The following is a 14,766-nucleotide window of genomic DNA, read 5'->3' as shown; positions in this document are numbered from 1 at the left end:
AGTGCTCTTTGCGTTAAAATTAATATAGAAAAATGGAAAAATTACAATACATATCTCAAGGATTTACTATAGAAGATCAGGAGCTAAACATTCGGAAAGCTCTTGATAAAGGAGTAAAATGGATTCAAGTTCGTTGGAAAAATGCTCCGGAAAATGAATTCATCAAACTTTGTGAAATTTCAAAAAAACTATGCTCAGACAATCAAACGGTTTGTATCATCAACGATCATGTCCAGATTGCAAAAGAGATTGATGCAGACGGCGTTCACTTAGGTTTGAACGATCAATCCATCGAAATAGCAAGACAGGTTTTAGGAAAAAATAAAATCATAGGTGGAACTGCCAACACGCTTTCAGATGTTTTACAAAGAATGGATGGACCGTGTGATTATATTGGTTTGGGGCCGTTAAGATTTACCTCAACGAAAGAAAAACTTAGCCCTATTTTAGGTTTTAAAGGCTATGAAAAAATAATTCAGGACTTAAAAACTCTGTCATTGGAAATTCCAAAAATCTTTGCGATTGGCGGGGTTATCCTCAATGACATTGAATTACTACAGCAAATCGGAATATATGGTGTTGCCGTTTCAGGTTTAATTACCAACGAAACCGCTACAGTACATGAAATTAAACTCGCATTACATGAATAATCAACAATTAATAATAGCAGACAGAGTCTTCGAATCGAGATTGTTTTTAGGAACAGGAAAATTCGGAAGTCTTGAAGAAATGGCAGAATCAATTATCGCCTCAGAAACCAATATGGTAACGATGGCTTTGAAACGAATAGATTCTCAATCCTCGGAAGATGATTTGTTAGGTTCATTAAGATCTACAAAAGCCCACCTTTTACCTAATACCTCAGGAGCAAGAACAGCCAAAGAAGCTGTATTAGCTGCACAATTGGCAAGAGAAGCATTGGAAACGAATTGGGTTAAATTGGAAATTCATCCTGACCCAAAATATTTGCTGCCCGATCCTATTGAAACGTTGTATGCAACGGAAGAATTGGCAAAATTAGGATTTATCGTGATGCCATACATTCATGCCGATCCAGTTTTGTGCAAACGTTTGGAAGATGCAGGGACGGCTGTTGTGATGCCTTTGGGAGCGCCGATTGGAACCAATAAAGGCTTGAGAACATTGGATTTTTTAGAAATAATTATCAGTCAGAGTAACGTTCCGGTAGTAGTGGATGCAGGAATTGGCGCACCTTCCGACGCGGCAAAAGCAATGGAAATGGGAGCTGATGCAGTTTTAGTGAATACAGCGATTGCTGTGGCAAGAAATCCAATAAATATGGCGTTGGCTTTTAAAGAAGGCGTAATTGCAGGAAGACGAGCTTATGAATCAGGATTGGGAGCGATTGGAAATCATGCCGAAGCATCAAGTCCGTTGACGTCTTTTTTGTTTGATTGAAACTAAGAATATAAAAGTCCCAAAGGGACGATTCAGTAAAGAATAGGATGAAGTCCTATTACAAATAATAAATAATGATTATTTGGATTAAAACCGAATATTATGAACAGCTTTAAAGATATTTTTGAAAATTATCACTGGGATGATATTAAAGCCAAATTAGAAAAAGTAACCTTATCTGATGTTGAAAACAGCCTGCAAAAGAGTACGAAAACAACAGAAGATTTTCTGAATTTTCTTTCTCCTGTTGCAGCTCAGAAATTAGAACTGATGGCTCAGATGACACAGAAAATCACACAGAAACGTTTTGGAAAGACGATTCAGCTGTATGCGCCATTGTATTTGAGTAATGAATGTCAGAATATCTGCACCTATTGTGGTTTTAGCTTAGATAATTCGCTTAAAAGAAAGACGCTTTCCAGTACGGAGCTTATTATTGAAGCGATGGCATTAAAGGCAATGGAGGTCAATCATGTATTGCTGGTAAGCGGAGAAGCAAATAAAACCGTGGGACTTTCCTATTTTTTGACGGCGGTTCGTTTGTTGAAGCCTCATTTTGCCAATATTTCCATTGAAGTTCAGCCATTGTCGGAGGAAGAATATCAACAGCTTCACGATGAAGGCGTGAATGCAGTTTTGGTATATCAGGAAACCTATCATCAGCAAGTTTATAAAGAATATCATCCAAAAGGGAAGAAGTCAAATTTCAACTTCCGTTTAGAAACACCAGATAGAATAGGGAAGGCAGGAATCCATAAAATGGGTCTTGGCGTTTTATTAGGTTTGGAAGATTGGCGGGTTGACAGTTTTTTCAACGCACTTCACATCGATTATTTACAGAAGCAGTATTGGAAAAGTAAGTTTTCAGTTTCATTTCCTAGATTACGACCTGCGGAAGGGATTATTGAACCCAATTTTATCATGGAAGATAAAGATTTACTTCAATTAATCTGTGCTTACAGAATTTGGAATGAAGAGTTGGAGATATCCATTTCCACCAGAGAAAATGAAAAGTTCAGAAATAATATCATTTCATTAGGAGCAACGGCAATGAGCGCAGGATCAAAGACCAATCCTGGAGGATATGTAGTAGACCGGGAATCGTTGGAACAGTTTGAAACCAGCGACGAAAGAAGCATGAATGAAATAAGAAGCATTATTAAACAAGCGGGTTATGATCCTGTGATGAAAGATTGGGATGCTGTGTACAGTGGAATTTAATTATAAAATTGTTTTAAGCTCAAGCTGCGAAGACTTAAGAACAGCTATCATTTGCTGAATGAAATGTCCTTGCGAACAAAAATATCCACAACTATTTTAAAAACTAACCTTGCGTCCTCTGCGTTAAAAAAAATCAATTATAAATGAAAAGCGAAGATATTTTTGCAAGATACAGCCGACAGATCTTCATTGAAGAAATAGGATTGGAGGGACAAAGAAAAATAATGAACTCCAAAGTGCTTGTGATTGGAGCAGGTGGATTAGGAAGTCCTGTTATTCAGTATTTGGCAGCGGCGGGAGTTGGAGTTTTAGGGGTAATGGACTTTGATGAGGTAGAATTACATAATTTAAACCGACAAATCATTCACAATGAAAATTCGGTTGGAATTTCTAAGGTGAAAAGTGCAGAGCAATTTGTGAAAAACCTCAACCGTCATATTCAATTTATAGGAATTGAAAAGAAATTAGACGTTTCCAATGCAGAAGAAATTATATCTCAATTTGATGTTGTCATTGATGGTTCAGATAATTTTAAAACGAGATATTTAGTTAACGATGTTTGTGTAAAGCTTAACAAACCTTTAATTTATGGGAGTATTTTAGGATTTTCAGGGCAGGTGGCTATTTTTAATTATCAGGAAAGTAAAAATTTAAGAGATTTATTTCCTGAACCTCCTTTTGATGAAGATCTTCCGGATTGTGATAGCCTTGGAGTTTTGGGCGCATTGCCGGGAATTGTAGGAAGTATGATGGCCAATTTAACCTTGAAATTAATAACCGATTTACCATTAAATATCAATCAAATCACATTAATTGATACATTGAACTGGAGGTTTCAAACTGTTGATTTTTAATTTTAAAAACAATATTTAATAAGTTTCGGCTAAAGCCAATTTGATTTTTTGCAAAAAAAACGGGCTAAAGCCCGTTCCTATTGATAAAATATTCGTGCTATTCGTGCAAAATATTCGTGCAGATTTGTGTTTAAACAAAAAATTACTGTGCCTGCTGCATCACACCAGCATCTTCTTTTTTCGTCTGATTAAGAATATTGGCGTCTTCTTTTGCCAATTTATTTTTCGTCGGAATTTTATAATTAATGGAAAGCCCGAAATTTCTTGTATCATATTTACTGCTAATGATTACCGGAGTTCCAGACGGTGGATTAGAACGAACCTGCATCACCTGTCCGTTGAAAATATCATTGGCAAAAACAGAAACCGTCAAACGATTATCCATGAATTTTTTCGTTAAAGTAAGATCGAATGAATTGTTGAATGGTTTTTCTGCCGTAAAGTAAAAATACCCTGCTTTTGGCGTTAAATAACTGTAATTTGCCGTCAATTTAATGTCTTTCGGCAAAATAACCTGTGCCATTGCATTTAAAATCCAGAAGCCTTTATTGTTCAGATTATCAATTTCATGCTTTTGATAACCGGCGTATAAATACATGAAATTAATCTTATCAGGATTAAAATTAAACTTCATAATTTCGCTCAACGGTTTACTGAAAACCATAAACGGAATCGGAAGTCCAATATTGAAATTGTGAATTCTCATACTTGAAATATTCACCTGTTCATTAAATAATTTTCTTCCGTCTTTTCTAATGATCTGTGCGACCTGATTACTTGCTGAACTTACGCTGTAACCAATAAATGCATAATCAAAAGCCGAAATTTTTATTTCATAATTATTAAAGATCGTAGGCTGTAAATTTGGATTTCCGGTTACTTCCGTGCTTGGACCAGAGAACGTTACGTTGTTTGGGTTTAAGGCTGATATACTTGGTAAGCTGATTTTTTTGTTATAATTTGCAGCAATATACACCTGATTCATCAAGTTATATTGAACACTCGCATTCGGAAATAATTTGAATTTATTAAATGGAATTAAATCAGCCTGAACAAGATTTCCATTTTTATCAAAAAATCGCGTAATACCGGAAATATCATAATTCTCAGCTCTTGAACCTAAAATGAAATCAAATTTCTTCAATTTAGCCTGAAATTCTAGATAGGTTGAAGCAGTTTGTCTTTGATAATCTAAATTTGTGATTCCAAAGCTTTCTGTATCATAATCCTGTTTTTCATATAAACCTCCAAAACTTACTTTTCCACCATCCAAAAGCTTTATGGGTTGCGAATAATCTACTTTAAAGTTGGCAATATTCATCACAGATTTGTTATTCAGAACATCTTTTTGACCGTTGCTTTCTGTTGTTTGATTGGGGTCAAATGCGAAATAACCATCTTGAGAGAAGTTGTCCTGAGCAAATTTACTGTCCGATCTTGTATATCCAAATTGGAAATCTAATTTTTGAGATTTATCGGCAAAACGTTTTTGATACGTTGCCACCGCTTCCTGTCTTAAATTATCGGTGCGTGCAGCATCTGAAGAGTTATAAAATGCTTCTCTAAGATCTTTTGGATCGTTTTGAAAAGGTAAATCTCCATGTCCCTTACTCAAAGTATAATTGTCATTATTATTGTGGTATATGTCGTAGTTTACCAATAATCTGTCTTGTCCAAGATCAAAAGTCAATCCTGATTTTGCAAAATATCCTCTTGCAATTCGGTCTGTATTACTTGTTAATAGTTCGTCTTGTTGACCGTTCAACATACTTTCACGATAATTCTGACCAACATTCAACTGCCATCCGAAGAGTTTATTTCTTGCATTTAGGTTTAATGAATTCGTTGTTCTGCTTCGGAATTTATCATAATTCGTGAAAGAATAATTCCCTGAATAGGTTGCTGTTAAATATTTATTAGCATTTTTATTCGTAATAATATTCATGATTGCTCCACCTGAAGTTGCAGGGAATTCAGCGCCGGGCTGGGTGATCACTTCAATTCTGTCAACGGAGTTTGCGGGCATTCCTTCAAGGAAAGAATTTAATTCGTTAGAAGTGATATTTAAAGGTCTTCCGTTCAAATAAACATCAAGAATTTTACCTTGATACATCATTCCTGCGATGTCTGTAGAAACAAGACCCGGAAGTTTTTTAATTCCTTCTAAAACGTTTCCGTTATTAAGCTGAGGTTGTTCAGAAAAATCAAAGATCGTACGATCTGCTTTTTGTTCAACGGCTTTTTTAGTTTTGGTGAGTACGACACCTTCAATTTCCTTTTCTTTTATCTGACTATTGGTCTTCTCCTGTGCATAAGTAAACATAGAGCCTAGCACAGACAGAACGAATATAGTTTTTTTCATAATGTTTTTTTTCTACTATTCAGTTAGACGCAGAAAAGGAAATTTTGTTACAAAAAAGCTTTTTCCTATTTATTTAAGACTATTGAATTCTGTATATTCAAATTCAGGAGATGAAGAAAATAGTTGTCTTAATACTGATGCATGACCATTTCCTGCGATAACAAGTATTCTGTCTTCGGTATTGTGAGGAATACTCTGGATATTACGGAACATTCTCAGGTTTCTGTTGTACCAATACAATGAAAGCATATCTGCACCGTCGTGGTCTCTTAGTTTAAAATCTCCTGTAAGATAAGCACCATATTCATATTGATGGAATTCTTTGCTGTTCATATATTTAAAACTTTCCAGAATAGATTTAAAGTTTTTAGGTTCAGTACTTTTGAAGAATGTAGTATATTGATTAGATATCGCATCATCACTCTGAAAATCATAGTCTTGGCTGATCTTATTAAAATAGGCAGAATCTTGTTTCCCAAATTTTTCTTCAAGGTCACCCCAAGCAGATGACGCATCTATGCTGAAAAGTTCATTAAGTTTGAGTTCGTTGGCAATACGCATTGCAAGCTGATAACGTTCGTCTCTTTTTTCTCTGTGTTTTCCTTCGCTGTATTCTTTTAGTTTTTGATTGGCGTTCCATTTTGGCCATGCTTCTATGGCTATTTTTGTAGGCTTAAATTTTTTAATGTACTCAACAAGTTCCGTTACTTCTTTGGCCGTTTTGGGAGCAAGAACATCTACTTGATCACTTTTGTCTGTTTTATGAGCATCAAGATTTGGATAATCGAAATGGAATGATCCAACGATCAAAACTTTGGTTTTAGGATTGCTAAAATACTCCGATGGTTTTTTCTGAGCCGAAACAAAAGTAGAGAAGCATACAAGTAGGCTATAGATAAATGTTTTCATAATTATTTTTTTGTTAGTTATTTTATTTTGATACTCCAAAGGTAGATTTACGGGAAAATCTATGAAATAGCGTTTAGATGAAGCCTTTGTTTATCGCGGTTAAAAGATTTTCGTCGGAGAAAAGCAGCCGTTCATCGGAAATTAGAGCTCATAATTTAACAGATATCCTATTTTTGTTTTATGAAAGCGAACAAACTCATTTATCTGCATATTTTCTTCTGGGGTATTTATGCTATCGGCTCGGTTCTTATTCCCTATTTTGTATTTCATACGGAGAGAATTATCCTTAATATTACGTTCTTCCTCACAAGTTTTATTTGCTTTTATGTGAACTATTTTCTGGTAGCTCCTAATTTTTTTGATGCAAGCAAATGGTATAAATCTGTGATTGCATTTTTATTGAGTGCCTCCTGTTTTGTCCTTGTTCGATATTCTGTTGAAGAGATCTTGCTGCCTGCGACAGTGGGATTAAGGAACTATAGGGAAGGAACCAATTTTGGATTTTACTTTTTTGATAATATTTTCTACAGCAGCACCACTATTTTTATCAGTACCACTTTCTGGTTTTTTAAATACTTTGTTGATGTAGAAAAAGAGAAAGCAGAGTTGATTGAAGCCAGAAAAACCGCAGAACTACAGGCGTTGAAAACACAGATCAATCCACATTTTATTTTTAATTCTTTGAATAATATTTATTCTCTCGTTTACCAAAAATCTGATAAAGCGTTGCCCGCGCTTGAAGAATTAAGTCAGTTGTTGAGGTACAGTACCAAAGATCTGGAAAAAGATGTGATTACTTTAGATAAAGAAATTGGGTATATTGACAGTCTGACGGCTCTTGAAAAATTACGATTAAAACAACCTGAATTATTAACTGTCGAGAAGAATATTAATCATCCCAAATTGAATATTTCACCGATGATTTTAGTTCCGTTTGTAGAAAATGCTTTTAAACATGGAGATTTCCGCGAAAAAGGATTTGACATGAAACTTTCTGATGACAATCAAATCTTACATTTTTATCTTTTAAATTTTAAAAAAGATAGAATGAAAGATTCCACATCAGGAATCGGGATTGATAATGTGAAAAAAAGACTGGAAATTTTATATCCAAAAAAATACGAATTGAATATCAAAGATTCTGAAACAGAATTTATTGTAGATTTAAAAATTGATTTGCGAAATGAATAAAATTAAATGTATTGTTGTAGATGACGAACCATTAGCGATTTCGCTATTAGGAAGTTATGTGCAGAAAATTCCTTTTTTTGAATTGGTTTTCTCTTCTGAAAATCCTATAGAAGCTTTAGATTTTATTCAAAATAATGAAGCTGATCTGGTTTTTCTTGATATTCAAATGCCTGAATTGACGGGAATTAATTTCATGAAAATTGTTGGAGATAAATTAAAATACATCTTAACAACTGCCTATTCTGAGTATGCTTTGGAAGGATACGAACACAATATTGTCGATTATCTTTTAAAGCCGGTTTCTTTTGAACGGTTTTATAAAAGTGCTTTGAAAGCTCAGGAACGGTTTTCTTTTAATGAAGATAAAGCAGATTCCCATTTCTTTGTAAAATCTTCCGGACAGCAGCACAGAATCAATTTTGAGGATATTCTTTATATCGAAAGTATTAAAGATTATGTGAATATTAAAACTGCCAATCAGGAGTATATTGTTTTGGATACTTTAAAATCTCTTGAACAACAGCTTTCTGAGTTTTCCTTTGCCCGTATTCATAAATCGTTTATGATTAATTTAGATCAAATTAAAAGTATTGCCGCGAAAAAAATAATATTGTCATCTGATCATGAAATTCCGATAGGAGACAGTTACAGGACAAATTTTTTAAGCAAACTCAAATAAAAAAGCAACTTCAATTGAAGTTGCTTTTTTTTGATAATTTATGATATGTTTTTGAAAAGCATTATTGAGGACGTTGTATCAGATCTCCATTTTCTTCTTTTTTCATACTGTTCAAGATGTTCGGATCTTCTTTTGCCAGTTTATTTTTTGTAGGAATTTTATAATTAACGGAGATTCCGAATCGTCTGCTGTCACTTGCGCTTTTTATTATTACTTTTTCTCCTCCATTCGGTACATTATAGCTCATAGCCATATTTTGCTGTCCATTGAAAATATCATTTGCAAAAACAGAAACCGTTAAGCGTTTATTCATGAATTTTTTAGAAAGCGTTAGATCAAATGAGTTAGCGAACGGTTTTTCTGCAGTAAGATAGAAAAATCCTCCATTCGGTGTGATATAGGTGTAATTTGCATTAAGCTTTATATCTTTTGGTAAAATGAAATTTCCCGTCACATTAAAAATCCATAGACCTTTATTTTTCAGATTATCAATATCATGTTTTTGATATGATGCAAAGAAGTATAAAATATTGGTTTTATCGGGATTAAAGTCAAATTTCATGACCTCACTCATAGGTTTACTAAAAATGCTGAGAGGTATGGGAAATGATAAATTATAATTATACATTTTCATACTCGGGATATTTATTTGTTCATAGTAAAGATTGTTTCCTTCTCTTCTGATAATTTGCGTTGTTTTATTTTTTGCGATACTTATATTATAACTCGCAGATATGTAATCAAAAGCTGAAAATGATAGTTCGTAATTATCAAAAATAGACGGTTGAAGATCAGGGTTTCCGCCTATCTGAACATTAGGGTTTCCGAGTATGGAATTATTGGGGTTAAGTGCAGATATGCCCGGAAGATTGATTTTTTTATTATAATTCGCTGCAAAATTAATCCTGTCTGTTAGATTATATTGAATACTTGCATTGGGAAAAAGCTTGAATTTGTTGAAAGTTCTTAAATCTCTTTCAACGATAGCATTGTTGTTGTCTAATGTTCGTACAACGCCTGAAATATCATAATTTTCTGCTCGTGTACCTGCAATAAAATCAAACTTTTTCAGACTTGCCTGAAATTGCAGATAAGTAGATGCCGTCTGTCTTTGGTATTCTAAATTGGTAAGACCTCTGCTTTTGGTGTCAAAATTTTGTTTTTCATACAAACCTCCGAAACTCACTTTTCCTCCATCAAAAATTTTGAGAGGTTGAGAATAATCTACCTTAAAGTTGGCAATTCTCATGTTGGAACTGTTGCTTAAAACATCTTTTTGACCGGGATTGTTTATTTCTTCATTGGTTAGGACGAAATAATTCTTTTCAAAATAATTATCCTGAGAAAATTTATTATTTACATCTGAATATCCAAACTGAAAATCCAGTTTTTGCGATTTGTCACTGAAACGTTTTTGATAAGTAACAACCGCTTCCTGCCTCAAATTGTTTGCACGGGCAGCATCCGAAGAATTATAAAATGCTTCTCTCAAATCATTGAAATTATTTTTATAAGGAAGATTTCCATAGCCGTCACTTAAAGTATAGGTATCGTTATTATTATAGTAAATATCGTAGTTTAATAATAATTTATCTTTTCCAAGATCGAAATTTACTCCGGATCTTGCAAAATATCCTCTCGCAAATCTGTTGCTGTTAGTTTTTAATAATTCATCCTGTTCGCTATTCTGTAGACTCTCATTGTAGCTCTCACCAACATTCAATTGCCATCCGAAAATCTTATTTCGGGCATTTAAGTTTAATGAATTATTGGTTTTACTTCTTATTTTATCATTATTGGTAAATGAATAATTTCCGGAGTAGATTGCTGTTAAATATTTATTAGCATTCTTATTTGTGATAATATTCATGATTGCGCCGCCTGAAGTTGCAGGGAATTCTGCGCCGGGCTGGGTAATTACTTCAATTCTGTCGACCGAATTGGCGGGCATTCCTTCAAGGAAAGAAGTCAAATCATTGGATGTGATATTTAAAGGTCTGCCATTAATGTAAACGTCAAGCGCTTTTCCTCGGTACATAATTCCGGAAGCATCAGTAGAAATAAGTCCGGGAAGTTTTTTAATTCCTTCTAAAAGGTTTCCGTTGTTAAGGTATGACTGTTCTGAAAAATCAAATATAGTACGATCTGCTTTTTGTTCTACCGCTTTTTTTGTTTTCGTGATAGTAACTCCTTCTATTTTCTTTTCTTTAATCTGATCATTAGATTTTTCTTGAGCATAAGAAATGATGGAGCTCAAAAAAGAGATGGCAAAAATTGTTTTTTTCATTGTTTGTGTTTTATAACTTTATTCCTTAGTGTTTAACATCCGGTTAGTTTTATAGATGCAAATAGAAATAAAATTCGCTCCACAACAAAAAAAAGGGTATACCATTTATATACTATTTTGGTTTATTGTGTTGGTAATCAGTTTTGTATACTTTGAATTAAGTTTTTGTTATTAATTAAAATTGTAAAAAATAGTATGTAAAAACAAAAAAACCAGAACAAAATTAGCTCTGGTTTAATTATTTATTTTGTCTTTTTTTTAATCTGTATTGATTTTTTAAAGACTATTCATTAAAATTAGTGAAAATTAATTTTCCTGTCTTTTGATTAAGTTCAATGCAGAACCTGCTTTAAACCAATCAATCTGCTGATCGTTATACGTATGATTTGCCATAATAACGTCTTTCGTTCCGTCTGCATGTACAAACTCTAAAGAAAGTTGTTTTCCTGGAGCGAATTGATCTAAATCTAAGAAGTTTACCGTGTCATCTTCCTGAATTTTATCATAATCAACTTCATTAGCGAAAGTTAATCCCAACATCCCTTGTTTTTTAAGGTTGGTCTCATGGATTCTCGCGAAAGATTTTACCAATACTGCTTTTACGCCAAGGTGTCTTGGTTCCATGGCAGCGTGCTCTCTTGAAGAACCTTCACCATAGTTTTGATCTCCAACAACAATCGTAGGAATTCCAGCAGCTTTGTAAGCTCTCTGTACAGCAGGAACTTCGCCGTGTTCACCTGTTAACAGGTTTTTCACATTGTTAGTGTCCATGTTGTAAGCATTTACAGCTCCAATCAACATGTTGTTTGAGATGTTATCTAAATGTCCTCTGTATTTCAACCATGGTCCAGCCATAGAAATGTGGTCGGTTGTACATTTTCCGAAAGCTTTAATTAAAACTTTAGCACCTACAATGTTTTTTCCATCCCAAGCAGGGAATTCTTCTAACAACTGAAGTCTGTCCGAAGTTGGACTTACTTTTACAACAACAGAAGATCCGTCCTCAGATGGAGCTTGGTATCCGTTATCATCTACAGCGAAACCTTTTGCAGGTAATTCAAACCCTTGAGGTTCGTTTAATCTTATCTGTTCTCCAGATTCATTAGTTAATGTATCTGTGATAGGGTTAAAGTCTAATCTTCCAGAAATTGCAATAGCAGCTACCATTTCAGGAGAAGCAACGAATGCGTGAGTATTTGGGTTACCATCAGCTCTTTTCGCAAAGTTTCTGTTGAAAGAGTGAATGATTGAGTTTTTCTCTCCTTTTTCAGAACCTTCTCTATCCCATTGTCCGATACAAGGTCCACAAGCATTAGTAAAAATTCTAGCATTTTCAAATTTTCTGAAAGAATCTAAGAAACCGTCTCTTTCTGCTGTGAATTTCACCTGCTCAGAACCTGGGTTGATTCCTAAGATAGCTTTAGGCTTAACACCTTTAGCAACAGCATCTTCAACGATAGAAGCTGCTCTTGATAAATCTTCGTAAGAAGAGTTCGTACAAGAACCAATCAATGCCCATTCTACTTCGATAGGCCATCCGTTTGCTTCAGCTTTAGCTTTAAATTCAGAAACTGGCGTTGCCAAATCCGGAGTGAAAGGTCCATTTAAATGTGGAGCCAATTCAGAAAGGTTGATCTCGATTACTTGGTCGAAATATTGTTCCGGGTTTGCATAAACTTCTGCATCACCTGTTAAGTGGTCAGCAACTTTGTCAGCAGCGTCTACAACATCCTGTCTTCCTGTAGAAGCCAAATATCTTCTCATAGAATCATCGTATCCGAAAGTAGAAGTTGTAGCTCCAATCTCAGCACCCATATTACAAATTGTCCCTTTTCCTGTTGCAGATAAAGATTGAGCGCCTTCTCCGAAATATTCTACGATACATCCTGTTCCACCTTTTACAGTAAGGATTCCTGCAACTTTTAAAATAACATCTTTTGCGGAAGTCCAACCGGACATTTTTCCTGTTAACTTAACACCAATTAGTTTTGGCATTTTAAGTTCCCAAGCCATTCCAGCCATTACATCAACGGCATCAGCACCTCCAACTCCGATGGCAACCATTCCTAATCCTCCTGCGTTTACCGTGTGAGAATCAGTTCCGATCATCATACCTCCTGGGAATGCATAATTTTCTAATACGACCTGGTGAATAATACCAGCTCCCGGCTTCCAGAAACCGATTCCATATTTATCACAAACAGAACCCAGGAAATTGAAAACTTCTGAATTCTTATTAAGACCTTCCTGTAAATCTGCCTGCGCACCTACTCTCGCCTGAATCAAGTGATCGGCGTGAGCAGTTGAAGGAACAGCCACTTTAGCTTTTCCTGCCTGCATAAATTGTAACAGCGCCATCTGAGCAGTTGCATCCTGCATTGCTACTCTGTCCGGTGCGAAATCTACGTAAGAGTTTCCTCTTTCATGTGCTGATGTAGCATTACCTTCCCATAAGTGGGTATAAAGGATTTTTTCTGAAAGGGTAAGAGGTTTTCCCACGATTTGTCTTGCCGCTGCAATTCTTTCTGGGTAACGCTCGTACACTTTTTTGATCATGTCAATGTCGAAAGTCATATCTGTTTTAATTTTTTCTTTTTCTATAAATTTTCCGGACTTTAATTTAGAATTAAAAGCGGAAATTTTCTTAATATGGACTCATCAAAATCTATTCCTACCATCTATAAAATGGTATAAATAAGATGAATCATTAATATTTTTAATACCTATCAAGTTAAGGAAAAAATAATTTTTGAGTCATTGACATAGGTTAAAATAATATTAACGACTCTTAAATGGAAAGGTTCTAAATAAAAAATGGGAGACTTGAAAAAGAAATCAATCTCATTCTATCTTATTTCTGCTTTGATAATTTTGTTTGTCTATATTTCTTTCAATTTTCCAACATGTTTCTGCAATTTTATTTTCCTTTTATTAAAATGACTAAATAGGTAGAGTATAACAGACAAAAAAATGTAATTTTGGAGTTTTCCAAAAGCTTATGAATGACATTCCAGATAAATTTGACGAACTTTCAAGCGAACATTTTTCAATTAATTTTGTTGATGCATCACCTTCTGAATTAATTCATAATTCTAATGAAAAGTTTATTTCTATTGTGTCTGTACACTTTTTTCATCTTAATAGAAGTAAGTTAAAAAAGATTAGTCAATTTAAGAAGACTAGAGGAATTAAAAGAAAATTACAAACTCAGAAATATATTATAGATTCTGTGGATAATAATTTAGTTAACTTATCAGGAATTTCGAATTGGAATTTAAGAGAAGTGGCATTGAAAAATGGAATACATATTCTAGAATTAGCTAAAATTATTGACAAGGATAAAGATTTTAGCGAGAATATTTTAATAAATAACATTTCAGTTAATTATGGATTATGTATAAGTTTAGGTTGGTATAGTATAGTTTTAGCTATTTTTATGTCACAAATTGGCCAGATTGCAAGAGCTACAAATAAAAAAAATGCAGCAATTCTTTTAGATTTATTACCAGGCGATAATATTTCTAATTTTAGAAATATGAGAATTGTTGAAAACATAATTGATAATTCAATTTTATCTGATTTTCAGACTGATGCTATTCAAAATAATGAATTGGAAACTTTAGGCTTTGGTTATGGACAAAAAAATGGTACTACAAAAGACCTTAAAAATGACTTTGAGTATGTCATTGTTGATTGGATAGTACAATCTTTTCATTCACTTCTTCAATTTGAAAAAAACAATTTGAAAACAAGCAGTGAAGAGTATCAATTATCAGAATTAGCTAGATATTTGCTAAAAAAAGAGAAATTTAAAATAATTGATGCATTTCAAATAATTGATTAA

General features: G+C 33.9%; 11 protein-coding genes. 7 read left to right on the top strand and 4 right to left on the bottom strand.

The genetic code is table 11. The features are described from left to right. Positions 1-32: 32 nt before the first annotated feature. The 4 genes from AC1Q7L_RS06440 to AC1Q7L_RS06425 all read left to right on the top strand — a co-directional run bounded on the left by AC1Q7L_RS06440 (position 33) and on the right by AC1Q7L_RS06425 (position 3,494). The gene (locus AC1Q7L_RS06440; RefSeq protein WP_492304773.1) at positions 33-650 is read left to right on the top strand and encodes a thiamine phosphate synthase; all 618 of its coding nucleotides are present in this window, start codon (positions 33-35) and stop codon (positions 648-650) included. Further along, entirely contained in the window at positions 643-1,419 is a 777-nt protein-coding gene (locus tag AC1Q7L_RS06435) for a thiazole synthase (RefSeq protein WP_492304772.1), read from the top strand. The genes AC1Q7L_RS06440 and AC1Q7L_RS06435 overlap by 8 nt, the downstream gene beginning before the upstream one ends. A gap of 102 nt (positions 1,420-1,521) precedes the next feature. Continuing rightward, positions 1,522-2,640, top strand: coding sequence for a 2-iminoacetate synthase ThiH (gene thiH, locus AC1Q7L_RS06430; RefSeq protein ID WP_492304771.1), 1,119 nt, complete (start codon positions 1,522-1,524; stop codon positions 2,638-2,640). Between the two features lie 143 nt (positions 2,641-2,783). Further along, complete coding sequence (locus AC1Q7L_RS06425) at positions 2,784-3,494, top strand: HesA/MoeB/ThiF family protein (RefSeq protein WP_492304770.1); 711 nt, start codon at positions 2,784-2,786, stop codon at positions 3,492-3,494. A gap of 142 nt (positions 3,495-3,636) precedes the next feature. Here AC1Q7L_RS06425 and AC1Q7L_RS06420 read toward each other — a convergent pair whose 3' ends face one another. After that, positions 3,637-5,856: a TonB-dependent receptor domain-containing protein gene (locus AC1Q7L_RS06420; RefSeq protein ID WP_492304769.1), complete on the bottom strand. Its 2,220-nt coding sequence runs from the start codon at positions 5,854-5,856 to the stop codon at positions 3,637-3,639. A 69-nt stretch (positions 5,857-5,925) separates the two neighbouring features. Further along, positions 5,926-6,765, bottom strand: coding sequence for a DUF5694 domain-containing protein (locus tag AC1Q7L_RS06415; RefSeq protein WP_492304768.1), 840 nt, complete (start codon positions 6,763-6,765; stop codon positions 5,926-5,928). Between the two features lie 180 nt (positions 6,766-6,945). Here AC1Q7L_RS06415 and AC1Q7L_RS06410 point away from each other — a divergent pair, with 180 nt between their 5' ends. Beyond that, a complete protein-coding gene (locus tag AC1Q7L_RS06410) occupies positions 6,946-7,956 on the top strand; it encodes a sensor histidine kinase (RefSeq protein ID WP_492304767.1) in 1,011 nt (336 codons plus the stop codon). Next, positions 7,949-8,635, top strand: a complete 687-nt coding sequence (locus AC1Q7L_RS06405) for a LytR/AlgR family response regulator transcription factor (RefSeq protein WP_492304766.1) — start codon at positions 7,949-7,951, stop codon at positions 8,633-8,635. The genes AC1Q7L_RS06410 and AC1Q7L_RS06405 overlap by 8 nt, the downstream gene beginning before the upstream one ends. A 61-nt stretch (positions 8,636-8,696) precedes the next feature. Here AC1Q7L_RS06405 and AC1Q7L_RS06400 read toward each other — a convergent pair whose 3' ends face one another. Beyond that, positions 8,697-10,922 (bottom strand): TonB-dependent receptor domain-containing protein, encoded by a 2,226-nt coding sequence (locus tag AC1Q7L_RS06400; RefSeq protein WP_492304765.1) that lies wholly within the window; start codon positions 10,920-10,922, stop codon positions 8,697-8,699. A gap of 306 nt (positions 10,923-11,228) precedes the next feature. Further along, on the bottom strand, positions 11,229-13,496 hold the full coding sequence (locus AC1Q7L_RS06395) for an aconitate hydratase (protein WP_492304764.1): 2,268 nt from the start codon (positions 13,494-13,496) through the stop codon (positions 11,229-11,231). Positions 13,497-13,920: 424 nt separating this feature from the next. Here AC1Q7L_RS06395 and AC1Q7L_RS06390 point away from each other — a divergent pair, with 424 nt between their 5' ends. Beyond that, positions 13,921-14,766 carry a hypothetical protein gene (locus AC1Q7L_RS06390; RefSeq protein WP_492304763.1) on the top strand — a complete coding sequence of 282 codons (846 nt, stop codon included), beginning with the start codon at positions 13,921-13,923 and terminating at the stop codon, positions 14,764-14,766.

The sequence above is a fragment of the Chryseobacterium sp. GW823-FHT05E08 genome (assembly GCF_058795655.1).
Note: the sequence above shows the minus strand (reverse complement) of the source record. Positions and strands in the feature narration are given on the sequence as shown.